This is a genomic window from Streptomyces sp. SAI-127, from assembly GCF_029894425.1.
Lineage (GTDB): Bacteria > Actinomycetota > Actinomycetes > Streptomycetales > Streptomycetaceae > Streptomyces.
The window spans coordinates 168,834-193,074 of the sequence record NZ_JARXYJ010000003.1 but is presented as its reverse complement, the minus strand read 5'-3'; the positions used below and the strand labels follow the sequence as shown (position 1 = coordinate 193,074).

18 protein-coding genes and 1 pseudogene are annotated in these 24,241 nt (G+C 70.1%); 15 read left to right on the top strand and 4 right to left on the bottom strand.

Translation table 11 applies throughout. From position 1 onward, the window contains the following. The first annotated feature begins 144 nt into the window (after nucleotides 1-144). The 5 genes from aceE (at nucleotide 145) to M2157_RS48085 (ending at nucleotide 8,648) form a co-directional block, all read left to right on the top strand. The gene (aceE, locus tag M2157_RS48105) at nucleotides 145-2,832 is read left to right on the top strand and encodes a pyruvate dehydrogenase (acetyl-transferring), homodimeric type (protein WP_280868652.1); all 2,688 of its coding nucleotides are present in this window, start codon (nucleotides 145-147) and stop codon (nucleotides 2,830-2,832) included. Between the two features lie 17 nt (nucleotides 2,833-2,849). After that, the gene (locus M2157_RS48100) at nucleotides 2,850-4,016 is read left to right on the top strand and encodes a 2-oxo acid dehydrogenase subunit E2 (protein WP_280868651.1); all 1,167 of its coding nucleotides are present in this window, start codon (nucleotides 2,850-2,852) and stop codon (nucleotides 4,014-4,016) included. A gap of 171 nt (nucleotides 4,017-4,187) precedes the next feature. After that, entirely contained in the window at nucleotides 4,188-6,953 is a 2,766-nt protein-coding gene (locus M2157_RS48095; RefSeq protein WP_280868650.1) for a LuxR family transcriptional regulator, read from the top strand. Between the two features lie 454 nt (nucleotides 6,954-7,407). Then, entirely contained in the window at nucleotides 7,408-8,139 is a 732-nt protein-coding gene (locus tag M2157_RS48090) for a sigma-70 family RNA polymerase sigma factor (RefSeq protein WP_280868649.1), read from the top strand. Then, nucleotides 8,136-8,648: a MarR family winged helix-turn-helix transcriptional regulator gene (locus tag M2157_RS48085; protein WP_280868648.1), complete on the top strand. Its 513-nt coding sequence runs from the start codon at nucleotides 8,136-8,138 to the stop codon at nucleotides 8,646-8,648. The genes M2157_RS48090 and M2157_RS48085 overlap by 4 nt, the downstream gene beginning before the upstream one ends. On the opposite strand, the gene M2157_RS48080 is transcribed toward M2157_RS48085, so the two are convergent. Then, nucleotides 8,638-9,564, bottom strand: a complete 927-nt coding sequence (locus tag M2157_RS48080) for an alpha/beta hydrolase (protein WP_280868647.1) — start codon at nucleotides 9,562-9,564, stop codon at nucleotides 8,638-8,640. The genes M2157_RS48085 and M2157_RS48080 overlap by 11 nt on opposite strands. 161 nt (nucleotides 9,565-9,725) lie before the next feature. On the opposite strand from M2157_RS48080, the gene M2157_RS48075 reads away from it, so the two are divergent. The 3 genes from M2157_RS48075 (at nucleotide 9,726) to M2157_RS48065 (ending at nucleotide 12,726) form a co-directional block, all read left to right on the top strand. After that, the gene (locus M2157_RS48075) at nucleotides 9,726-9,992 is read left to right on the top strand and encodes a WhiB family transcriptional regulator (protein ID WP_280868646.1); all 267 of its coding nucleotides are present in this window, start codon (nucleotides 9,726-9,728) and stop codon (nucleotides 9,990-9,992) included. A gap of 175 nt (nucleotides 9,993-10,167) precedes the next feature. Further along, the gene (locus M2157_RS48070; protein ID WP_280868645.1) at nucleotides 10,168-11,799 is read left to right on the top strand and encodes a ubiquinol-cytochrome c reductase cytochrome b subunit; all 1,632 of its coding nucleotides are present in this window, start codon (nucleotides 10,168-10,170) and stop codon (nucleotides 11,797-11,799) included. Nucleotides 11,800-11,877: 78 nt separating this feature from the next. Further along, complete coding sequence (locus tag M2157_RS48065; protein WP_280868644.1) at nucleotides 11,878-12,726, top strand: alpha/beta hydrolase; 849 nt, start codon at nucleotides 11,878-11,880, stop codon at nucleotides 12,724-12,726. 113 nt (nucleotides 12,727-12,839) lie between these two features. On the opposite strand, the gene M2157_RS48060 is transcribed toward M2157_RS48065, so the two are convergent. Together M2157_RS48060 and M2157_RS48055 are read right to left on the bottom strand one after the other, a co-directional pair. After that, nucleotides 12,840-13,901 carry a ferritin-like protein gene (locus M2157_RS48060; RefSeq protein WP_280868643.1) on the bottom strand — a complete coding sequence of 354 codons (1,062 nt, stop codon included), beginning with the start codon at nucleotides 13,899-13,901 and terminating at the stop codon, nucleotides 12,840-12,842. 121 nt (nucleotides 13,902-14,022) lie between these two features. Further along, nucleotides 14,023-14,595 carry a YceI family protein gene (locus tag M2157_RS48055; RefSeq protein WP_280868642.1) on the bottom strand — a complete coding sequence of 191 codons (573 nt, stop codon included), beginning with the start codon at nucleotides 14,593-14,595 and terminating at the stop codon, nucleotides 14,023-14,025. 511 nt (nucleotides 14,596-15,106) lie between these two features. On the opposite strand from M2157_RS48055, the gene M2157_RS48050 reads away from it, so the two are divergent. The 5 genes from M2157_RS48050 (at nucleotide 15,107) to M2157_RS48030 (ending at nucleotide 20,732) form a co-directional block, all read left to right on the top strand. Beyond that, nucleotides 15,107-15,841: an alpha/beta hydrolase gene (locus M2157_RS48050; RefSeq protein WP_280868641.1), complete on the top strand. Its 735-nt coding sequence runs from the start codon at nucleotides 15,107-15,109 to the stop codon at nucleotides 15,839-15,841. A gap of 224 nt (nucleotides 15,842-16,065) precedes the next feature. Next, a complete protein-coding gene (locus M2157_RS48045) occupies nucleotides 16,066-17,298 on the top strand; it encodes an FAD-dependent oxidoreductase (RefSeq protein ID WP_280868640.1) in 1,233 nt (410 codons plus the stop codon). A 220-nt stretch (nucleotides 17,299-17,518) separates the two neighbouring features. Then, nucleotides 17,519-18,385 (top strand): sigma factor, encoded by an 867-nt coding sequence (locus tag M2157_RS48040; protein ID WP_280868639.1) that lies wholly within the window; start codon nucleotides 17,519-17,521, stop codon nucleotides 18,383-18,385. A 446-nt stretch (nucleotides 18,386-18,831) separates the two neighbouring features. Then, nucleotides 18,832-19,383, top strand: a complete 552-nt coding sequence (locus M2157_RS48035; protein WP_280868638.1) for a hypothetical protein — start codon at nucleotides 18,832-18,834, stop codon at nucleotides 19,381-19,383. 1,049 nt (nucleotides 19,384-20,432) lie between these two features. Next, complete coding sequence (locus M2157_RS48030) at nucleotides 20,433-20,732, top strand: hypothetical protein (protein WP_280868637.1); 300 nt, start codon at nucleotides 20,433-20,435, stop codon at nucleotides 20,730-20,732. A 630-nt stretch (nucleotides 20,733-21,362) separates the two neighbouring features. Here M2157_RS48030 and M2157_RS48025 read toward each other — a convergent pair. Beyond that, nucleotides 21,363-22,169, bottom strand: coding sequence for a hypothetical protein (locus tag M2157_RS48025; RefSeq protein ID WP_280868636.1), 807 nt, complete (start codon nucleotides 22,167-22,169; stop codon nucleotides 21,363-21,365). Nucleotides 22,170-22,609: 440 nt separating this feature from the next. Here M2157_RS48025 and M2157_RS48020 point away from each other — a divergent pair. Both M2157_RS48020 and M2157_RS48015 read left to right on the top strand, forming a co-directional pair. Beyond that, nucleotides 22,610-22,996, top strand: a pseudogene (locus M2157_RS48020) (ABATE domain-containing protein); the annotation flags it as partial. A 293-nt stretch (nucleotides 22,997-23,289) separates the two neighbouring features. Further along, entirely contained in the window at nucleotides 23,290-24,171 is an 882-nt protein-coding gene (locus tag M2157_RS48015; protein ID WP_280868635.1) for a sigma-70 family RNA polymerase sigma factor, read from the top strand. The last annotated feature ends 70 nt before the right edge of the window (nucleotides 24,172-24,241 follow it).

Sequence of the window (24,241 nt, the reverse complement as noted above, 5' to 3'; positions counted from 1 at the left end):
CGGACCGGACGCCCATCCGGGCCGTCACACGTTGGCCCAGTGGCTCAAAGACCGCTGATCCACCCGCGCCGCACCGTCCGACGGCCCGCGGCATCCACCACCCCCTCCCGTCTCCCCCGCCCCATGCCTTGAGGAAGGCCGCCCATGAGTGACCCGTCCCGGCCCATCGCATCCTCGTCGAGCAGTGAGCTCGACCAGCTTCCCGACCGTGACCGCGAAGAGACCGCCGAGTGGCAGGCCTCCCTCGACGCCGTCATACGCAACGCCGGACCCGATCGGGCGGTGTACCTGATCCGGCGCGTGCACGAGTACGCGGCCCGCGCCGGCCTGTCCGTGCCGGGGCTGCTCACCACGGACTACGTCAACACCGTCCCGGCGGCCGCGCAGCCAGCGTTCGACGGCGACATCGCCATGGAAACCAGGATCACCGCCCTGAACCGGTGGAACGCCGCGGCCGTGGTCACCCGCGGCTCCCGGCTCGGCCTGGGCGGACACATCTCCACCTACGCCTCGGCGGCCTGGCTGTACGAGATCGGCTTCAACCACTTCTTCCGTGGCAAGGAACAGGACGGCTCGGGCGACCAGTTGTTCCTCCAGGGGCACGCCTCGCCGGGCATCTACGCCCGGGTGTTCCTCGAAGGCCGCCTGAGCGAGCAGCAGTTGGACGGCTTCCGGCGCGAGGCCGGCGGTCACGGCCTCCCGTCCTACCCGCACCCCAGGCGCCTGCCGTGGCTGTGGGAGTTCCCAACCGTGTCCATGGGCCTCGGCCCTCTTGGCGCCGTCTACCAGGCACGCTTCAACCGCTATCTGCAGGCCCGCGGCATCAAGGACACCTCCGCCTCCCGCGTGTGGGCGTTCCTCGGCGACGGGGAGACGGACGAGCCGGAGGCCACAGCCGCCCTGACGCTGGCCTCCCGTGAGGGTCTGGACAACCTCACCTTCGTGATCAACTGCAACCTGCAACGCCTCGACGGACCCGTGCGGTCCAACTCCAAGATCGTGCAGGAGCTGGAGGCCCGGTTCCGCGGGGCGGGCTGGAACGTGGTCAAGACCCTGTGGGGCGAGGCCTGGGACCCGCTGCTGGCCCAGGACACCACCGGCGACCTGGTGCGCCGCCTGGGTGAGGAGCCCGACGCCCAGATGCAGACCTTCGCCGCGCGGGACGCCACCTACATCCGCAAGAACTTCTTCGTCGGAGACGCCCTGTCCGCACTCTCCGCCACCCTGGGCGACGCCCTGGTGGTGGACCTCTTCGAGAATTCCCGCGGTGGGCACGAGCCGTTGAAGGTGTACGCCGCCTACCGGGCCGCCGTCGAACACCGGGGGGCACCGACGGTGATCCTCGCCCAGACGGTCAAGGGGCACACCCTCGGGTCGGCGTTCGAGTCCCGCAACGCCAACCACCAGATGAAGAAGCTGACCATGGCGCAGTTCCGCGAGCTGCGCGACGTGCTGGATCTGCCCATCCCCGACAGCGCCCTCGCCGGTGACGTCGTCCCCTTCTGGCATCCGGGGGAGAACTCGCCTGAGGTGCGGTACCTGCGCGAGCGGCGCGCCGCGCTGGGCGGTCCCGCCCCCGCGCGCCGTGTGATCGCCAAGCCGCTGCCGGAGCCTGTCGCGCAGCCGTTCGAGGCGCTGCTCAAGGGCTTCGGCCACCAGGAGGTCGCCACCACCATGGCGTTGGTCCGACTGGTGAAGGACCTGATGCGGGACGGCCGCATCGGCGCCCGCTGGGTGCCGATCATCCCTGACGAGGCCCGTACCTTCGGCATGGAGTCGATGTTCCCCACGGCCGGCATCTACTCGCCGCGGGGCCAGACCTACGAACCCGTCGACGCCGACCAGCTGCTGCACTACAGGGAGAGCGAGACCGGGCAGCTCCTCATCGAGGGCATCACCGAAGCCGGTTCCATGGCCGAGTTCACCGCCGCCGCGACCTCGTACGCCACCCACGGCGAGCCGATGATCCCGTTCTACATCTTCTACGCCATGTTCGGCTTCCAGCGCACCGGCGACCAGTTCTGGGCCCTCGCCGATCAGATGGGCCGCGGGTTCGTCGTCGGCGGCACCGCCGGGCGCACCACCATGACTGGCGAAGGTCTCCAGCACGGCGACGGCCACTCGCACCTCCTGGCCGCCACCAACCCGGCGGCCGTCAGCTACGACCCGGCCTTCGCCTTCGAGATCGCGGTCATCGTCCGCGACGGCCTGCGCCGGATGTTCGGGAAGCGGCCCGAGAACGTCTTCTACTACCTCACGGTCTACAACGAGCCGAAGCCCCAGCCGCCCATTCCCGCGTGGCCCGGCATCGAGGAGGGCATCGTCCGCGGCCTGTACCCGTTCCGACCCGGCGACCCCGCCGTGTCCGGCCCTCGGCTGCAGCTCCTGGCCTCCGGCACCGCCGTCCACTGGGCACTGCACGCGCAGGAACTGCTCGCCGCCGACTGGAACGTGCGCGCCGATGTCTGGTCGGTGACGTCCTGGACGGAGCTGCGCCGGGACGCGATGGACGCCGACACCGCCCGCACGCGCGGCGAGACACGTGTGCCCTTCGTGACCGAGGCGCTCGCCGGTGCGCCGGGTCCGGTCCTGGCCGTCAGCGACTGGATGCGCCAGGTCCCCGACCAGATCGGCCAGTGGATCGAGCAGGACTACTACTCACTGGGCACGGACGGATTCGGCCTGTCCGACACCCGCGAGGACGCACGGCGCTACTTCCGCGTGGACGCCGAATCGATCACCGTGACGGCCCTGGACCGGCTGGCACAGGCCGGACAAGTGGACCCCGACACCGTCGACCGCGCCCGCAAGCACTACGGCCTGGACACCTGAAGGAGCCATACGCCGCCATGGCTATTTCCGTGACCCTTCCCGCGCTCGGCGAGTCCGTGACCGAGGGCACCGTGACCCGCTGGCTGAAGCAGCCCGGCGAGCACGTCCAGGAAGACGAACCGCTGCTGGAGGTGTCCACCGACAAAGTGGACACCGAGATCCCCGCTCCCGCCACGGGAGTCTTGCTGACCATCGTCGTCGGCGAGGACGAGACGGTCGAAGTGGGCGCCGAGCTCGCCGTCATCGGCCCGCCCGACGCCGAACCGTCGGCGGCGACCGCGGTCACCGCCGCCCCGGCCGCGCCGGTGACCGCACCGCAGCCCGCACCCTCATCGGCGCCGGTCGCGCAGCCGACCGCCGCGGCGCCGATGACGCACCCCGCACCCGCCGCCGCACACGCCCCGATGCCGGCACCCGCGGCCGCTCCGGCTCCGCGCCCCATGCCAGCAGCGGCTCCGCCGACGGCTGCCCTGCGCGGGCACACCGCCGCCGTCCCCCGGCTGCGCAAGGCCGTCGGCGACAGTCTCAAGCAGGCGCTGCTGGAGCAGGCGCAGCTGACCTCCACCGTCGAGGCCGACGCCACCGGCCTGCTGCGGCTGTGGCGGCGGACAGCGGACGGCTACATGGCCCGCGAGGGCTTCGCCCTGACACCGTTGCCGTTCTTCGTCCTGGCCGCCGCCCAGGCGCTCAAGGCACATCCCGTCATCAACGCCAGGATCGATGCGGGCGGCGCGACCATCACGTACTACGACATCGCGAACGTCGGCATCACGGTCGACACCGACCAGGGGCCGGTGACTCCGGTGGTGCGGGGCGCGGGCGATCTGACCGTCAGCGGCATCGCCCGTGCCGTCCACGACCTCACCGACCACGCCCTCGCCGGCCGACTCACGCCCGCGGACGTGGCAGGAGCCACCTTCACGGTCTCCGACACCGGAACACGCGGCGCCCTCTTCGACACCCTCATCGTCCCGCCGCACCAGGCGGCCATCCTGGGTGTGGGAGCCGCGGTCAGACGGCCCGCGGTCGTACAGGACGGCGACGAGGAGTTCATCGGTGTCCGCGAACTGGTCCACGTCTCGCTCTCCTACGACCACCGGCTGGTGGACGGCACGGACGCCGCCCGCTATCTGACCACCGTGAAGAAGATCGTCGAGGCTGCGGCGTTCGAGGACGTTCTCTGACGCGACGGCGGTGGCCACGGATACGCCGGACACGCCCGCCGGCCCCGGCCCCGGCTCCACCACGGCCCGACACGACGCCACTGCCCTGCGTCTCACCCACGAGGTGACCAGCGGCGCAGATGAGTTGTGTGGCCGAAGACCAGATATATACGCTCGCAGCCGGGGGTGTTCATGAAAGGCAAGAATCCAGGCTTCCTGCACGGGCGGCAGAGCGAGCGAACGGTGCTGGACCGGCATCTGGCCAAGGTGCGCGACGGCCACAGCGCGGTCCTCGTGCTGCGCGGTGAGGCCGGAATCGGCAAGTCCGCCCTGCTGGAGTACGTGGCCGAGACCGCCGAGGACTGCACCGTGGTGCGCGCGGCGGGAGTCGAGGCCGAGATGGAGCTGGCTTTCGGGGGCCTGCACCAGCTGTGCGCGCCTTTCCTCGATCGCCTCGGGCACCTCCCCGATCCGCAGCGGACGGCCCTGGAGACCGCCTTCGGGCTCAGCGCGGGCACTCCCCCGGACCGGTTCCTCGTGGGGCTGGCGGTCCTCAGCCTGCTGGCCGACGTCGCTGAGGAGACGCCGCTGATCTGTCTCGTCGACGACGTGCAGTGGCTCGACCGCGTCTCGGCCCAGATCGTCGGGTTCGTCGCCCGGCGTCTGATGGCGGAGCGCGTGGGGCTGATCTTCGCCGTCCGCGAGGCGGACGGGGAACGCGCCCTGCAAGGGCTGCCCGAGCTCACCCTCGGGGGGCTGAGCGAGCCCGACGCCCGCGCCCTGCTGACCTCGGTGCTACCCGGCCGGTTCGACGAGCCGGTCCGCAGCAGGATTCTCTCCGAAGCGCGCGGCAATCCGCTAGCCCTGCTGGAACTGCCCCGCAGCACCTCCGTGGCCGAACTCGCGGGCGGCTACGCCTCACCGTCGATGGGGCCGCTCATCGGCAGGCTCGAGCACAATTTCAGCCTGCGCGTCGAGGAACTGCCCCCGCAGACGCGGCGGCTGCTGCTGCTCGCGGCGGCCGAGCCCGTCGGCGATGTCTCACTGCTCCGCCGCGCCGCCGACATCCTCGGCGTGTCCATGAACGAGGCCTCCCCCGCGGTGGCCGCGAACCTGCTGGAAGTGCGCACACGGGTCCAGTTCCGGCACCCGTTGGTGCGCTCGGCCGTCTACCGCGCGGCGGGACCGGCCGAGCGCCGGCAGGTGCACCAGGCACTGGCCGAGGCCACGGACGCGCGGTCCGACCCCGACCGCCGCGCCTGGCACCTGGCCCGCGCCGCGGCGGAGCCCGACGAGGCCGTGGCGGACGAACTGGCCCGCTCGGCCGACCGCGCGCAGGCGCGTGGCGGCATCGCCGCGTCGGCGGCCTTCCTGGAACGAGCGGCCGAGCTGACACCTGATCCCTCCCGCCGCCGCAGCAGAGCGCTGGCAGCGGCCCGGGCCAAGTACCTCGCCGGAGCGTTCGACGCCGCGCTCGAGCTGCTGAACGTGGCCGAGATGGGCGCGCTCGACGATCTGCAACACGCCCAGGCCAGCCTGCTGCGTGGGCAGATCACCTTCGGATCCCGCAGTGCCGCTGCCACCGTGCCGCTGCTGCTCACGGCAGCCCGGGAGTTCGAGCCGCTCGACGCCGGCATCGCGCGCGAGACCTACCGGGACGCGTTCTACGCGGCCCTCACCGCGGGCCGTGTGTCCAGCGGCCCCGGTCCCGAGGAGGTCGCCCGGGCCGCACGCACCGCGCCCCCGACAGCTCACCCCGGACCCACCGACCTCTTCCTCGACGGCCTGGCCTTGGCCACCACGGACGGCTACACGGCGGGCGCCCCGATTCTGCGCCGCGCTCTGAACACGCTGCGGTGCGGCGGCTTCACGGTGGAACAGTCGCTGGGCTGGCTCCCGTTCGCCTGCCGCATGGCCCACAGCGTGTGGGACTTCGACAGCTGGAGCACCCTGTCGGCCAAGCTCGTCCGTCTGGCACGGGAGACCGGAACGCTGTCCGTGCTGCCCTCGGCGCTCCTGCTGCGGCTGTCGAACCGGGTCTTCGCCGGTGATCTGGACGACGCGGACTCGCTCGCCGCGGAAGCGGTGACAATCGGCGAGGCCACCGGCAGCCACTTCCTCGCGCACTACGGGGCGTTGGTGATCGAACCGTGGCGCGGCCGCGAGACCGAGACGCTGCGGGCGATCGGGACGATCACCGGCGACCGGACCCTCAGCAGCGAGGGAAAGGCGCTCACGGCTCCCCAGTGGGCGCTGGCCGTGCTGTACAACGGCCTCGGGCGGTACGAAGAGGCCTGCGCCGCCGCCGCCAAGGGCTGCGAGTACCCGCAGGAGCTGGGGCTCGCCCTCTCCTCCCTGGTCGAGCTTGTGGAGGCGGCGGCCCGCAGCGGGCAGCGGGAACTCGCCATCGAGGCCGCCGGTCGCCTCGCGACCATCTGCCAGGCCAGTGGCACGGCCTGGGCGACGGGCACTTCCGCGGCGGGGCGTGCCCTGATCAGTGAGGGGGACACGGCCGACGCCCTGTACCGGGAGGCGATCGCCCGGCTGGAGAGCACCCCGGTGCGAACGGCGCTCGCACGCACCCGGCTGCTGTACGGCGAATGGCTGAGCCGCGAGAACCGCCGCGCCGAGGCCCGGGACCAGCTGACCCGCGCCCACCAGATCCTCGACCGGGCTGGCGCGGAGGCCTTCGCCGAGCGCGCCCGCCGGGAGCTGGAGGCCGCCGGGGAGACGGTGCGCAGGCGCGACACCGGCACCGACGAGCCGCTCACGCCTCAGGAGGCCCAGATCGCCCGGCTGGCCGGCGAAGGGCTGACCAACCTCGAGATCGGCGCGCAGCTGTTCCTCAGCCCGCACACCATCGAATGGCATTTGCGGAAGGTGTTCACGAAGCTCGGGATCCGGTCCCGCAAACAGCTGGGCGCCGTGCTGCCGGGCGGGGCGGCGACCCCCGCCTGACCCCCGGGGCGGCGCCGTCGGCGAGGGTGCGATCCGCGTGCCGCGCCGCGCCCAGTCGGGAGCCCGCGCTGGCCGCACAGGCGGCTTCCCCGCCTCGCGGTGCGCCCACGAACTCCTCTGACCATGGCCCGTGGCTCCGGGCCGTCCGGGGCAGGCCCTGTCGAGGTCCGGTCCCGTTGAGGTCCGGCCCCGGCCAGGGGCCGAGGCGTGAGGGCCGGGGGGCGGGCCCCAGGGGCGTGGGGGCGGGGGCAGGCCCCGGGGCGTCCGGGGCCAGGGGGTGGCGGGCCCCGGGGCCTGCCGACCAGGGGGTGGGAGGCCCTGGCCACGTAGCGGCCACGGTACGACCACGGGGTGCCCCACGGTCAACCAGGGGCGCGGCAGTGCCCTTGTCGGCGCGAAGTTGGTGTCGGCGGCGAGGGAAGCCGCCGATCCCCAGCCAACAGAGGAGCCGATCGTGGACACATCTGTGATCGCAACCCGGCAGAGCCCGCAGTCGGTGGTGGTGACCATCACTGCCGCGCCCGTGGAACTCAACGACGCGGTCTTCGTGTTCGGCCGCGTCCGGCCAGGACTGCTCAAGATCGCCAACCGGATCCTCCGAGATCCCGGCGAAGCCGAGGACGTCATCCAGGAGGCGTGGCTGCGCTGGCAGGGCACGGACCGCACCGTCGTCGCCGACCCCGGTGCGCTGCTCCGCACGACGACAGTCCGGCTCGCCATCAACGTGCTGCAGTCGGCACGCAGACGCCGCGAGTCCAGTGCCACCCCCTGGCTGCCGGAGTCCACGGACACCGGGATGACACCAGAGGCCCTGGCCGAACGCCAGGACTCGGTGGAGCATGCCGTCCTGCTGCTTCTGCAGACCCTGACCCCCAACCAGCGCGCGGCGTACGTGCTGCGCGAGGCGTTCGGCTATTCCTACGACCAGATCGGCGACCTGCTCCACCTGTCCGTGGCGAACGCACGGCAGCAGGTCTCCCGCGCGCAGGACAGACTGAACAACCGGCGGCACCGGCAGCACGTGGACGCGGCCACCCATCGGCGGCTCGTTCAAGCGATCTTCACCGCCGCCCGCGCAGGAGACCTCGACCGCCTGGAGCACGTGCTGACCGGCCAGGACGCGCCGTACTCCGGTGAGGGGACGGCCGCACGCGACGGCGCGCCTTCCCACCGGGCCACCGCATGACCGGCACGTCGCACGGGGACGTGGTGCGCGAGGTGCGCACCGACCCTGCCGACGACCGCACGCAGTCCTGCGCGACCGACCGGTGGGACGCCCTCGATCGCCTCCACCGCCGGGTCCAGGGGACGGTGGAGCGGCGGCTGCGCGAGGAGACCGGGTTCGGGTTGAGTGAAGTACAGGCCCTGCGCTACGTGGGAAGGACCTCCGCCGGCGCCGAACCCATGCGGCTCGGAGATGTAGCCCACGGGCTCGGCCTGAGCCAGTCCGCCACGAGCAGGCTGATGGGACGCCTGCGCCGACAGGGCCTGATCATCTCGAGCGCCGTCGACCACGACCGGCGCGGCGTGCAGGTGCTGCTGACCCCGGCGGGGCACGCCGCGCTGCGCCGTACCGGGTCCCGCTACGAACAGGTCGTCCGGGACGCGGTCCGCGATCTCGGCTCCCAGGACGCGGATCCCCTCCTGTGGCATTTCCTCATCGGCGAGAGTGACGCCCGCACGGTCATCCGCTGAGGAAGTCGCGCACGGCCGCCGTGAACCTCTCGGGACGCTCTATGTGCCCGAGATGGCCGGTCTCCTGCAGGATCACCAGCCTGGCGTCGGGAAGGAGCTGGTGCATCATGTGCGCCCAGCGCGGCCCGCAGATGAAGTCGTCCCCGCCGACCAGGACCAGGGTCGGGACGGTGAGCCGGGGCAGTTCCTCGCGGACGTCGAACGGGGGCTCCACCCCCCAGGCCGGTGCCGCGAACATCCGCAGAGCTGCCCGCCCCGCGGCGAACTCCTCCTCGCGGCCCCAGTAGTCGTGGAAATAGGCGGGCGAGATGGTGCGCAGCACCTTCGTGGCGCCCTCGTCGTCGGACCGGTCGAGTCGCGTGGTGAGACCCGCGACGTAGGTGGCCACTTCCGGCCGCTCGTCGGCGTGCCGCTGGACGAAGCTCTCCATGTTGGCCACGGCGGCCGCCCAGAACTCCTCTCCCGTCATCGGTGAGGTGTCGTACAGGACGACGGACGCCAGGCGCTCGGGGTGGTCGAGGGCGTAGCGCTGCGCGACGAAGCCGCCGTGGGAGTGGCCCAGCAGGGCCACCTCGGCGAGGCCCAGCTGCTCGACCACCGCGTGCAGGAAGTGGGTGTAGGTGGCGAGGGTGTAGTCGCGTGGGTCGGCCAACCGGCCGGACTCGCCCGTGCCGACCGGCTCGAGGTAGACGACGGTCATGCTGCGCTCCAGCTCGGGCATGCGCAGGTATTCCCAGCCGATGCCCGGCCCTCCGGAGTGGGCGACGCACACCGGGCCGGTTCCGGCGACGTGGTAGCGCTGGTCAACGGCGGCCGTGCCGTGCTGGACGACGAGGGTGTGGGTGCCCGGGGAGAGGGGGTCCCGGGGATCGACGGCTGGGCTGGGTAGGGGCCTCGGGCCCTGTGTGGCGTTCACAACTCACAGATGGTGCGACGGCCCGGAGCCCCGCTCAAGACATTGTGTCTGTTGTCACACTGTATTTCACACCGTTGCTCTCCGCCATGGAATGTCACAGGAACTCCCTTCGGACGGTCAGATACATGAGAGGCATCCGCGACGAGTAAGGAGACGCTGCCATGAGTTGGCGCGAGAGAGCGGCCTGCCGGGAGGTCGACCCCGACCTGTTCTTCCCCATCGGCACCGCGGGTCTGACGCTGGTCCAAATCGACGAGGCGAAGGCCGTGTGCGCCCGGTGCCCCGTGCGGGAGTGGTGTCTGCAGTGGGCGCTGGACGTCGGGCAGGTCGAGGGCATCTGGGGCGGCACGACGGAGAGCGAGCGCCGCGCGACGCGACGAGGCTCGGCGCGTAAGGACGTCGAGCGGATAGTTGCGAAGGCGTCCTGACCCGGACAATCCCGGCATGATCCTGTCTTACGGCCATGTCACAACTTCACCACTTTCTCGGTCCCTTCTGATGAGGGCAACGAAACCCGGCGCGGCAACTCGTCGCCATGCACCGTTTCGTTGCGCAGGCCCGGCCGCAAGGCGCTCCCGGTGACGTGTTGATGGTGGTAATGACATGAGCGACGCAATCGAACCGGTCACCACGGCGGGCAGCCGCAGCGGTGACAAAATCGCCGACTGGGCGAGAACACGGATGGGCATCGGGCCTACGAGCACGACCGGCACACGCAGGGCCCGTCCGGAGCACTGGTCGTTCCTGCTGGGCGAGATCTGTCTCCATAGCTTCGTCGTCCTCCTCATCACCGGCGTGTATCTGACGTTCTACTTCCACCCGTCGTCGAACGAGGTCGTCTACGACGGCAGTTACGCACCGCTGCGTGGCCAGTTGGTGTCCGAGGCGTTCGACTCAACGATGCACATCTCCTTCGACGTACGCGGCGGCCTGCTCATCCGTCAGGCCCACCACTGGGCGGCACTGATCTTCGTCGCCGCCCTGCTGGCCCACCTGATGCGCGTATTCTTCACCGGCGCCTTCCGCAAGCCGCGCGAGCTGAACTGGGTGGCCGGTTTCGCCCTGCTCGTCCTCGGCATGTTCGGTGGTCTGACCGGCTACGACCTCCCTGGCGACCTCCTGTCGGGAACCGGGCTCGCCGTGGTGAACGGAACACTTCTGTCGGTACCGATCGTGGGCACCTACCTGTCGATGTTCCTGTTCGGCGGCGAGTTCCCCGGACACGACCTTGTGCCCCGCTTCCACGTGATCCACGTCCTGGTCATTCCGGCGCTGATGCTGGCGCTCGTCGCCTTCCACGCCTTCCTCGGGCACCGGTACCGACACACCCAGTACCCGGGGCCCGGCCGTACGGAGCGAAACGTGGTCGGCCTGCCGATGCAGGTGTACATGGTCAAGGCGGGTGGCTATTTCTGCATGGTCGCCGGGGTCGTCTTCACCATCGCCGCGATCGCGCAGATCAACCCCGTCTGGGAGTTCGGCCCCTATCGCGCCGATCAGGTCTCCGCGGGATCCCAGCCCGACTGGTACATGGGCATCGCAGACGGGCTGCTGCGTGTCATGCCCGGGTGGGAGGTGAACTTCTGGGGCCACACCCTGGCATTGGACAATCTGATCCCTCTTCTCGCCGGCCTCGGGTTCTTCCTCGTCATGGGCGCCTACCCGTTCATCGAGGCGTGGGTCACCGACGACGACCGCGAACACCACCTGCTGGAACGCCCACGCAACCGGCCCGTGCGCACGGCGTTCGGCGTGGCATGGCTCGGCGTCTACCTGGTGGCACTGCTCGGAGCCGCGAACGACATCATCGCCGTGACCTTCCACATGTCGGTCAACACGGTCACCTGGACGGTCCGCATTGCCTTGTTCGTCGTACCGGTCGTCCTCTTCCTCGTGACCCAGCGCATCGCCCTGGGTCTGCAACGACGCGATCGCGACAAGGTCCTGCACGGCCGCGAGACAGGCATCATCAAGCGCCTGCCGCACGGCGAGTACGTAGAGGTGCACCAGCCCCTCGACCCCTACGAACTCCACGCCCTCACGGCACACGAGCAGTACCGGCCCCTCGACCCGGGACAACGCGACGGAGACGGCCACGCGAGCGGCAGGGCGCGACGGCTGCGGGCGCGGCTCAGCCGCGGCTTTTACGGCGAGGGGACACAGATCCTCAAGCCCACCGTCCAGGAGTACAGGGGAATCACCGGCGAACATCACTCCACCAGCAAAAAGTACTAGAAGATACAAAGTGTCACGCTTGCGACACGCGCCCGGTCCTTGAAGGTGACAGCACACCGTTTCCCGAAAGGGCCTCCCATGAACCGCAGTTCCACCTACCAGCGGGTCCGCACCCCCCTCTCCCTCCTGGCCACCGCCTCCGTCGCCACCGCCCTCATCGCCACGGCAGTCGCCCCCGCCCACGCGGACAGAACCACGTCCGCACCGGACAGCGAGAAGAAGCCCACGGTGGTGCTCGTGCACGGCGCGTTCGCCGATTCCACCAGCTGGAACGGCGTCATCAGGAGGCTGAGGCACGAGGGCTATCCCGTCGTCGCCGCGGCCAACCCCCTGCGCGGGCTGAACAACGACGCCTCCTACCTCAAAGAGGTCCTGGCCGGCATCGAGGGCCCGGTGGTCCTGGCCGGACACTCCTACGGCGGATCGGTGATCAGCAACGCCGCCCACGACGCCGACAACGTCAAGGCCCTGGTGTTCGTCGCCGCCTTCCTCCCCGAAGAGGGAGAGAGCGCCGTCGAGTTGTCGGGCAAGTTCCCCGGCAGCACCCTCGGCGATGCCCTGCACTCCGTGCCGGTCACCCTGCCGGACGGCTCCCGCGACGCGGACCTGACGATCGAACCGAGCAAGTTCCACCAGCAGTTCGCCGCTGACGTCCCCCGCAACACCACGGACCTCATGTCCGTCACACAGCGCCCGATCACCAACGCTGCCTTGGCGGACGACGCCTCCGAGTCCGGCTGGAAGAACATCCCGTCCTGGGCCGTGGTCGCCACCCAGGACCGCAACATACCGGCGCAGGCCCAGATCTTCATGGCAGAGCGCGCACACGCCCACATCACGCGCGTACGGGCATCGCACGCCGTGAGCGTCTCCCACCCCGCCGACGTCGCCGGGGTGATTGAGGCAGCCGCTCGGACCGTGCGCTGACCCACCGGTGCCGCGGGTCAGGGGGTGCAGGCACGCTTCGCCCCCTGACCCGCATCAAACGTCGTGGCCCCCTGGACCGTCGGTCCAGGGGGCCACCATGTGTGCGGGGGGGGTCAGCCGCGGTCTTCCGGAGCGACGTAGTCGAAGGTCGGGCCCGCGGTCAGGCCCTCGCCGTCGGGCATCGACATCAGGCTCTGTGCCTGCCCCTTGAGCGCGTACATCGTGCCCACCGACACCCCGAGCATCGCGGGATTGCCGTTGAACGCCTGCTCCAGGAGCTGCAACAGCTTGCCGTACGCGATGTTGAACGCCTCCTGCGCCGTGCGGATCGCACTGCCCTCCGGATGGTCCTCCAGCCGCGGGTTGGGCCGCATCGGGCGCACCCCGGCGCGGTCGACGGTGAGCGTCTCGCCGGTGGGCCCTGTCTCCGGTGTGTCCCCCGGCTGGTAGCGCCGGCCCTGTGCCAGCTCCTGGAAGCGGTAGTAGTGCGAGACCGCCTTGGTCTGCGGGTGAAACATGTCCATGTCCCTGTCCCACACGTCGACGCGGGCCGCGCCCTCGCCCTGCTCCACGATCTCCTCCAGGGCGGAGAGCGCCGAGGCGAGATCGGTGACCGGGCCCAGCCGCCCGCCGGTGTGCCCGAACGGTCCTGCGGCCACCTGGCGGGCGGGATCACCGGTGAAGACCTGTTCCTCGCCGAGCTGGGCGCACAGGTGTCGCAGGCCCTTCTCGATCGCGTCGTAGAACTGGCCGATCGTCATGTAGGCGTCTCCCTCGGCCGGGTCGCCCGGGTGGGCGGGTTGTTCGAGGCGGAGGAACATGGTGACCGCCTCCTGACCGAACGGCAGCAGGGACAGCTGCATGGAGGGGTCGGCGTGCGGCATGGGCCGCGGATGCGGCGACAGTATTTGCGGGGTGTCGACGCGAGGTTGACCGCCGACCGCGTTCAGGAGATTCGCCACCAGCGCGAGGTGGATCATCTCCTCGACGAACACGCTGCTGACCACTTCGACGGCGTGGGCGTTCCGCTCGGGGTCGAGGGAGTAGAGGGCTGTGAGGTAGGGCGGCAGCGTGGCGTGTTCCAGCTCGATGGCCCACTGCAGGTGCTCTCGCAGGTCCTCCATCGTCGTGATCGAGCGGAACCGGGTCTGGCCGGTGGGGTCTTGATGATTCATGGGGGGTCTCACCTGGGTTTCGTGCGTACGGTGCGGCCGCGGTTGCGGACCGACCTGTGGTCACCGGCGTCGCTGCCGGCGGGGACCGCGCGGGACGGTCGCTGTTGTGGCGCGGCGTAGGTCAGGCGGCATACGAGCGGGAGAGGCGGACGGCGGAGATGTCGAAGTTGAGCCTGACCTTGTCGCTGATGAGGACGCCGCCGGTTTCGTCGCTCGTGTTCCCGCCGAGTCCCCAGTCGGAGCGGCGCACCAGGGCGGTGCCGGAGAAGCCGACACGGTGGTCTCCGCTCTCGTCCTGCGTGGCCCCGCCGAAGGCGAGGTGGATGTGGAGAGGGAGTTCGACGTCCTTGATCCTGAGGTGGCCCATCAGACGGAACTGGCCGTCTCCGCGGTCGGCGAGGCTGGCGGAGCGGAAGACCATCAACGGATAGGTGGCCGCGTCGAGGAAGTCCGGACCCGCGAGATGGGTGTCCCGGTCAGGGCTGCTGGTGTCGATACTGCCGGTCTGGACGCTCAAGTAGGCCTCGGAGCGGCTGAGTTGGTATCCGTCCAGCTTGACCACCCCCTCGAACGCGCCGAAGCGCCCGCGCACGTTCGCGATCATGGCGTGCCGGACGGAGAAGCCGATGGTGCTGTGTGCCGGGTCGATGGTGTAGACACCTGTCAGCGCTGTGTACGGGACGACGGTCGACATATGTGGGTCCTTGCGATCGCTGGTCACGACGATCAGTCGTTGCGAGCCGTCGCCGTGTGCCTGCCGGTGGTGGAGCGGACCGCAGCCGAGGAGGCCCGGCAGGGTTCGCAGAAGGACAGACAGGGGAGGGCCCGCGCCTGTGACACTGGGATCGCCGCCGGGACGGCGTTCTGTGTGTCACAGCGTGTCGAGGGGGCAACGAGTCGCCGTTACGCGCGTCGTACGGTCAGCACCGCGAGATCGCCCGCGTCGGGCATCGGGGTGAATATGAGAGGTCCGGCGCCCCACCTGTGACGGGAGGTGGGTCCCGGACCGGTAACACATGCCCGCGCGCGGGATTTCCGCCTGCCGTCCCCTCCCACCGCGCTGAGCGGCATACGCCCGTGACACTGTGTGCCACTATGCTGGGTGCATCCGGCGCAGCACATGATGCTCGTCGTCCCGGCCCGCCGCGGCCGCACAGCCTCCCCGGATCCCGGCCGCGGCCCTTATCACGAGGGATGTACCGACCATGCCCGCCATCCTCATCCACGGCGTTCCCGACACCCACCGCGCGTGGAACGGCGTACGCCGTCACCTGACCCGCTCCGACGTCGAGGCCTGGGACCTGCCCGGATTCGGCACCCCCCGCCCCACCGGCTTCGGCTCCAGCAAGGAGGAGTACGTCGACTGGCTCGTCGAACGCCTCGAGCGCGTCGGCGAGCCCGTGGACCTGGTCGGTCACGACTGGGGCTGCATCCTCACCGCCCGCGTCGCCTCCCTCCGGCCCGACCTGGTCCGCACCTGGGCCGGTGGCAACGGACCCATCAGTTCCCGCTACACCTGGCACCCGCTGGCCGAGACCTGGCAGGACCCCGTCGCCGGCGAGCGGTTCATGGCCGAACTGGACCCTGAGGCCTTCGCGAAGGACCTGGTGAACGGCTTCGACGCGCCCGCCGAACCGGTGGAGGAGATGGTCCGGCACGTCGACGGCCCGATGAAGGACAGCATTCTGCGGCTGTACCGGTCCGCCGTGACCATGGGGACGGAGTGGGAACCGGCCCTGTCGAACGTCACCGCACCCGCGCTGGTGTTCTGGGGTGAGCGCGACCCAGCCTGCCAGATCGAGTTCGGCGATGAACTCGGCGCCGCCCTGCGCGCCACCCGCGTCCTCCATCTCGACTGCAACCACTGGACGGTGCTGGAGCGGCCCGCGGAGGTGGCCGCCGCCCTCGAGGCGCACTGGGCGCAGGGCACCGGACGCTAGCCCGCGCCGGCAAGCGACGAGGGGCGCGGATCTGCGGACCGCCTCGGCCACGGTCGTGGAACACGGACGTCGTCCGCGCCCTCGTCGCACCGCTCCGCTCTGCCCTCGCAGGCCCGCACGCTGCCTCCGCGGCGCGGGCCGGTGTCACAACCTGCGGGTTCTCACAGTCTCTCCGAACGAGGGCACATCAGTGTCCGGTGCGCGCGAGCGGAGACGGGAAAATCATGTCGCGAGAAAACGGGTTCGTGATCGTCGGGGGCGGCCTCGCCGCGGGCAAGGCCGCCGAGGAACTCCGGCAACAGGGCTACGAGGGCCCGCTCGTCCTCATCGGGGACGAAGCGGAGCGCCCCTACATCCGACCGCCGCTGTCCAAGGGGTACCTGCTCGGCAAGGAGGACCGCGAGTCCATATTCGTGCATTCCGAGAACTGGTACCGCGAGCACGACGTCGATCTGATGACCGGAACGCGCGTGACGGCCGTCGACGCACACACCCGCCAGGTCGAACTCACCGGCGGACGGCAGATGTCGTACACCAAGCTGCTCCTGGCGACCGGATCGTCCCCCCGCCGGCTGACGGTGCCCGGGGCGGACCTGGACAACGTGCTGTACCTGCGCCGCGTGGGAGACAGCGAGCGGCTCAAGGACGCCTTCACCCCCGGGGCCCGGATCGTGGTCGTCGGCGGCGGCTGGATCGGTCTGGAGACCGCCGCGGCGGCCCGGACGGCCGGGGCGCAGGTGACCGTCCTGGAGCACTCCGAGCTGCCGTTGCTGAAGGTGCTCGGCCGGGAGACGGCCGAGGTCTTCGCCGACCTGCACCGGGATCACGGGGTCGTCCTGCGGCCCCACGCCGCCGTCGAGCGCATCACCGGTGACGGCACCCGCGCCGACGGCGTCCAGCTCGCCGACGGAACCCGACTGCGCGCCGACGCCGTGGTGGTGGGCATCGGCATCACCCCCAACGTCCAGCTCGCCGAGGCGGCGGGACTGGAGGTGCGCAACGGCATCGTCACCGACGAGCGTCTGCGCACCTCGGCCCAGGACGTGCACGCCGCAGGGGACGTCGCCAACGCCTACCATCCCCGGCTCGGCCGGCATCTGCGGGTGGAGCACTGGGCCAACGCCCTGCACCAGCCCCGCACGGCGGCATTGACCATGCTCGGCAAGGAGGCGGCCTACAACCGGCTGCCGTACTTCTACACCGACCAGTACGACCTCGGGATGGAGTACACGGGGTACACCGAGCCCGGCGGCTACGACCGCGTCGTCTTCCGCGGGAACCCGGCCGAGCGGCGGTTCATCGCCTTTTGGTTGTCCGGGGACCGGGTCCTGGCGGGCATGAGTGTGAACGTGTGGAACGTCATCGACTCCGTCCGCGCCCTCGTCGAGTCCGGTGCCTCCGTGGCGGACGCGGCCCTGTCCGATCCCGAGACGCCCCTGGAAAGCCTCCTGCTCTGACGACCGCCGCGAAGGCGACCGCGGCCCGCCGGGCTGGGGGGCGCCGCTGCGTACGACCGGGAAACCGTGTCACACGACATGTTCCTGTCCGGTCACCAGTGCATCGGTTGGACCCGCCGGACGGAAGCGGACTGCCCCATTCTCGGGAGCCGCGGCGGACATCGGCCGGAATCAGGGGTGGCACCGCCTTGTCGGGTGCTGTGCGAAGGGGTGATGCCAGATGGACTGGGTACAGGACGACGAGACGGTACCGATCGCGGAACTGCTCGACGAGCGACGCCGACTGCTCAACGTGGCCTACTGGATGCTGGGCCGGAGCCAGGACGCCGACGGCGTCGTGGCGGAGGCCTACCGGCGCTGGTACGGCCTGTCCGACGACCACAGGGACCGCATCGCCGAACCCCGGTCCTGGCTGGTGACGACCGTCGGCGGCATCTGTCTGGAGCGCTTGGCGCCGACCGGGCGGTCGCACCCGGGCCCGGTCGGCGCGGCGCCCCCTCAGGACCTGGACGAAGAGGTGAGCCAGGCCCTCCTCGAGGCGCTGGACACGCTGTCACCGGCCGAGCGGGCGGCATTCGTCCTCAACGACGTGTTCGGGATGGCTCCGCGGACGGTCGCCGCCATCGTCGGACAGACGGAACAGGAATGCGGCGAACTCGCCGCCCGGGCCCGGCACAGCCTTGGGACCATGTGGGCACACCCCACGACACCACAGCAGCACGACCGTGTGGTGCGAGCGGTCCGACAGGCTTGCGTGGCGGAGAACCCTGCCCGCCTGACGTCCCTCCTGGCACCGGACGCCACGGTGTTCTTCGACGGAGGCGGCAAGGTCAGAACCCTGACCCGGCCCGTCCACGGCGCACGGCGCGTCACCCGCAGCCTACTGGCCCTCCTAGCTGGCCGGCCCCGCACCACGCTGCACTGCCAGTCCGTCAACGGCCGCACCGGGCTAGTGGTGCGCTACGGCAACGAGGTCGCCGCGGTCATCAGCCTGGACGTCGCGGGCGACCGCGTCGTGCAGATCTGGGCGGTCCTCAACCCTGACAAGCTCCGCCACTGGAACCGGGACGCCACGCAGGAGAAATGAGGACAACGCGTGGGCCAGGACTTCGAGGCGCGGATCCGCATCCTTCAAGAAGCTCTTGACGACGTCGGCACGCGCATCCAACGATCGGCGCATCGACTGCGCCACCTTCGCGAGCAGTCCCGACGGGAACCCGGCCGAACTCCCGAGGAACACCCGCCGACCACGGCCGATTCCGCCCCTATCCGACCCGGAGCCCGGTCACCCACGACCTGACCTGTCTGCACCGTGTCCGCACCGCTGAGGTGCCGCTCACGAAAGGGTGAAAGGACAGTGGTAGTCCCCTGGCTGGACGGGACCTCGCATCACCTTCTTGCATCTTCCGGGTCCAAACCTCGTACGCTGTGACATACGATGCACCCACACACATCTCCCCGGGTCCGAGCCGAGCGGCACCGCAGCTGACTTCAGCGAGGCGCGGCACGGAGGGTTGAGGATGAGAGGAAGACATGGTCTCGGCAACTCGCGCAGCGCATGAGATTGAGGTCACTGCGGAGAGCCTCCAGGAGGACCTCGCCCGCCTGGAGATTCAGAAGCAGGCACTGGAGAGGGAACTGGCCGCCGTGGCCGCCCACCTCGACTCCGTCCAGCGCGCCCTGAGCGCCCTGACCGTCCTCATGGCCGAGCCATCCGGCCGCCGAACAGCCGAGCAGCCCGAACAGTCGGAGGCCGACACACCGGTCGTCGCGCCCGCCGCCCGCACGGCGCGAAAGCAGTCCGCGCCGCGACAGGCGGAGCCCACCCAGAAGGAGAAGCCGACGGCCTCCTCGCATGCGGAGGCCGACGAATCGCGCAGCTACGGCGCGCTCACCGAACAGATCCTGGAGTACTTCGCAGGCGTCGGTGACGCGGAGGTCCGCGCGCGCGACGTGGCCGCGGCGCTAGGCCGCGACACCGACTCCGGGAGCATCAATGCGGTGCGCAGCACGCTCGACCGTCTGGTCGGCACCTCCCGCGTACGCCGAGCCGGCCGCGGTCTCTACCGCGCCCAGAAGTCCTGACCGGAGCCCCCTCGGCTCCGTGCATTGAAAGTCACAAAGATGCCTCGGGCACCTGCCCGCGGGGGATCGAACAGGCGCCCGAGGCACGCACCCCCCTGACGGACGGTCCGCGGGTGGGCGAGCGCTCCCATACCGGCGACTAAGCGTGTCACACGGTGCTGGAGTCGCTGTGAAGAGTGTATAGCAATCCACATCGTCTTTGAATCCGACGTCCCGCTCCCGGGTGCACTCCTCCCCGGATGCCCTGGATCACGCCTGGCCCTTCACCTTCGCGGCGACCCCTCCCCACCTGAACTTTCCGGCAACTTGCCTTTCTGAACGGGCTGTTATGCCCTTTCCACACAGCGCTGACCCAACACACGTGTGACGGAAACAGTTACCCTTTCCGTGGCCACTGCAACAAACATGGCCCTATAGTCATCCGCGCATCGAGTTGTCGTCCGGGCCTTCCCCACGAGCGGCACATGCCGCTGGCGCACCTTGACACCCATGTTTCTTCCTCTGAGGAGCATCACCCGGGGACCGCGCTGGACAAGGCCACCGACAATCCCGAGTGGCATGCCTGGCTGCAGCGCATGTTCGACGACCCCGACCTGCACATCACCTCAGAACCGGCGAGCTACCGCGGTCGTCGTCGAACTCGCCCCCCTGGCAACGCGTCACTCGGCACCCTGACCCCGAGGACGCTTCCGTCATCTGCCGCGTGCCGGCGTGCTGGGCGTCGGCCCACCACGGAGCAGGCGTCTTCTTGCGGACCCGGGGCCGCCTCCCGCAGGGGGAGCCGCGGCAGCCCCGGCCCTTGCACTCGCGTCCGGTTCGCGCGGCGGCCGACTTTCGCCGTCCTGGCGGCCGCGAGGACGGCCGTCCCTTGCACCATCCCCGCCAGCGGAGTGCCGGCGCACCGCCCATGCACAATCCCGCCCTCCCATCCTTCGAGCGGACAGGGCCAGCTCCCCGCCGATGAACTGCGCGGCCCGGATCCCGAGCCCGGCGTTGTGCGTGCTGACCTGCTTCCGGTCCTGGCGGGGCATCATGCACCATTGCTGGCTGTGCTCATCGCGCTCGGCGTCTCGCTCTTGGGCGTGACGGCCGGGATGACGTCGGCGTGCGGTCACGGCACCATGGCGGCGCTGGCCTTCCTCTTGCGCTCGCCATCGGATAACGGTCTGTCAGCCCCCGCTAGGGGTGTGCTGGGCGTCGGTGTCGGCAGCTTCTCAGCCGCCATGCCACTCGGTCACGCTCTCCGTCCACTCGACGAATGGGCGGCCATCCGGAAGCGCTCGATCTGCCCCAGGCCGCGGCACCTGCGGCACGGCGCGAACGGCTTCACCCAGCACAACAGCGCGTAGCCGATGAGCCCCAGCAGCAGAGTCATAGCGGTGAGCATCAGGTCTCTCCCCTCGATTCCGGGCGATTCCAGGGGTGGCCCCAGCCCGGACCTCCCTGCTTACGCTGTTGATGCCCTGTTCCCCGCGCCAGCGGGGATGCCCCGTCTTCTCGCCGCCGATGACCTGGTCGCCGCTCGCTTCCCCGCGCCCGTGGGGATGGTCCCGGTGGTGCACGTGGTACTCGACCGACGCGCACCTGCCCCCGGCTGGCCGGGATATTCCCAGCCCCGCGGCAGTCTTATGAACAGGTTCAGCTGCTCCCGCCCGCGGGGGATGGTTGCCAGGTGCTGCGCCGGTTGTCGCAGCCGGTCGCACTCGACCGGCTCGTCGGCGTTTCGCGGATCCGCAGGCCAGCCGGGGAGCTGTATCGCGCCAGGTGACGCGAGGAAGTAGAGCCGCGTCGGCTCCTCTCGCCCACCGAGCGGGCAGAACGAGCCTCGACGCTCGCTCGCGGGGGAACTAACGGCGCCCACGGCTGCGCACCCGAGGCTCTTGAGTAGGTGCCCGTGTCGAATCGACCGGGCAACCGCTGCAAGTCGTGCTCGGCCCCTCGCCAGCACCGATTCGTGCACGACTGCGACCGCCCGCTGGTCAGGACGTCCTGTGCCTCTCCCCCATCCGGTCAATGAGCCATTCCCCATAGAGTCGCTGTGCGATGTAGGCGTCCGGCACCGGAAGCAGATCATCGCGGCGCACCCGACTACCGAAGAAGGTGCTGCGCCAGTCGGTGAAGACCTGGCGGTGCTCGTGCTCCGCGGTCAGCGCCTGCCGCACGAAGGTATCCAGCCTGAACTGTTCGGGACCGGCAATCTCCTTCACACGCTGCAACGGTGAGAACGCTGCGGTGTGAGCCAGAAGCGTGGCCACTTCCTCTCCTGCCACCGGTCGCGTCCGAACCGGCGGCAGCCACACGATCCAGTCCTCAGTGGCGGCCTCAGCGACATCGTCGACCGTTTCAAACACTTGGGTGGACCGAATTATGGAGTACGGGACCCCGGAGCGCGCCACCATCTGTTCCTTCCATCGCAGGGCCCGGAAGGCCCCCTCCGTTCCCATCCGGTCGACACCCACTACGGACAGGGCAACATGGTGGTGCACTCCGACCGCAGCTTCGGCGGTGAGCAGCATCGATGCCGAGTGCCTGATGCGTGACAGGAGGGACTCTTCGTCGATCACGAGGCCGTACTCCTCGGTCAGCGTGCCGTCGCCAAGACTTGGTGGCCCGGAAAGGTCGATCACCACGGAACAGCCAGCGAGTTTGTCCGCCAGATCGGCCTGGGTGACGAAGTCGAATCCTGGCGGGTTGAAGACCACTGCGGCATCGAATCCGTGATTCTGCAACTGTTCTACGGTCCCTGAACCGAGGGGACTACCGTCATCGAGCACGGCCACTCGCATGGCAGCTCCTCACGTCATACCTGCGCCGCTTCGACAGGCGCTTGTTCGGTCAGAACAACAGACAGGTCAGCCGTCCCCGCTGTGACACGACGACCGCGTTCAGCGGGCGCACCTGGCCATGTGTGCGGTGGGGGCGGAGAGAAGGGCGGCAGGGACTTGGCCCTTCCCCCGGTCGGTGGAAGCTCCCGTGCGGGGCGGGACATCAGCCCATACTTGCGGACCGTCCTGCTGTCCAGCCCCGTCTCCTTGGCCACCTCCGTCAGACTGACCGCTCCTGACTCGACTAGAGCACGGAACCGCCGCAGAGCAGCAGAGTGCCGGGCACCACGATTCACCGCACCATCAAGCGTCCCTTTTCACTCGTACGCGACCGGGGAGAATCGTGGCCCTGGCAAGATTTTCGTGAAGCGGGGCTGTGCCACTGTGCGCCGGTGACGCTCCGTCAGCGCTCGCTGCGCGAGCAGATCAGGTCGCTGTTCGCCTCTCGCGATGAGGGTCTGCCCGCCCTCCCCGCCGCGGTCAGAGCCGTCAACGACGCGATGACCCGCGTCCCCACCGCCCCGCTGCTCCAGTGGGACGACAAATCCGGCCCCTACCGCGCCAGCCCTCACCCCACCACCGCAATCGTGGACCACGCCCTGGCCACCCTCGCCGCTGACGCCTCAGACCTGCTCACAGGCCCCGACGCGGACCGCCTCACCGCCTGCGGCTCTGTTCCCTGCAACCGCTACCTGCTTCGCTACGGCCGCCGCCACTGGTGTTCCACCCGCTGCGGCGATCGTGCCCGCGCCGCTCGCGCATACGCCCGCCGCGCCGCCTCCCCATGACAGCTGCAGCCACACAGCAACCACCAGCGCGGAATCGAACGACGCCCGGGCCCGCTACTGCTCAAACTGCTGAACATCTGCTGTCCGATCTCGCGAACAAGGCCATCCGGGCAGCTGACGCCGAGGAGATCGCCCGGTTCAAAGCCGACGTCGAGGCCCTCGTCGGCGCCCTGCACCAGGCGACAACCGAGAACCAGCTCCTTCGCCGACAACAGGCCGCATGCCGAACGGTTACCTCGGCGCCTTCGGGCCCGTCATGGTCATGACGGAGTTCGCGCGAGGAAGGTAACGACATGACCGGATCAGGTCCGACCGACGTGCTGGCGGGAGCCTTCGAGCAGCAGCGTGAGCGCCTGGTGGCGGTCGCGCACCGGATGCTCGGTTCGCGGGCGGAGGCCGAGGACGCGGTGCAGGAGGCGTGGATCCGGCTGGCGCGGCAGGACGCGGCGGCGATCGACAACCTGGCCGGCTGGCTGACCACCGTGGTCGGCCGGGTCTGCCTCGATGTGCTGCGGTCGCGGAAGAACCGGGCCGTGCTGTCGTACGAGGACCGGCTGCCCGAGCTGGTGGTGACCGTGGACGACGGGGCGGCGCCCGAGGACGACGCGATGCTCGCCGAATCGGTCGGGCTGGCCCTGCTGGTGGTACTCGTCACGCTCACCCCCACGGAGCGGCTGGCGTTCGTCCTGCACGACATGTTCGCGGTGCCCTTCGCCGAGATCGGCGAGATCATCGGCCGGTCCACCGACGCGACCAAGATGCTCACGAGCCGGGCCCGCAGGAAGGTACGGGGCACACCGCTGCCGCAGGAGGAGCCGAGGCGGCAGCGCGCGGTGGTCGACGCGTTTCTCGCCGCCGCGCGGAACGGGGACTTCGAAGGGCTCGTCCGGCTGCTCGATCCGCAGGTGACCTGGCGCACGTACCACCCGCAGGGCGTGATGACCACGGTCGGGGCGGCCGAGGTGGCCGGTCCGGTCCTGCGCGGGGCCCGGTCGATGACCGCGGTGCTCCCGGTGCTGGTCAACGGCGAGCCCGGGTTCGTGTCCTGGGGTGCGAACGGCAAGGTGCTCGGCGTGGCGGCGTGCACCGTGGTCGACGGCCGGATCGTCGAACTCCTGACCGTGAGCGACCGCAAGCGTCTGGACGCCATGGGCCTGCCCGAGCGTCCCGAGTAGAACACGTCGCGCGCATGGGGTTGTTACGTCTTCGCGAGGGGCTTCGTCGTAGGGGTGCAAGCATCCGGAA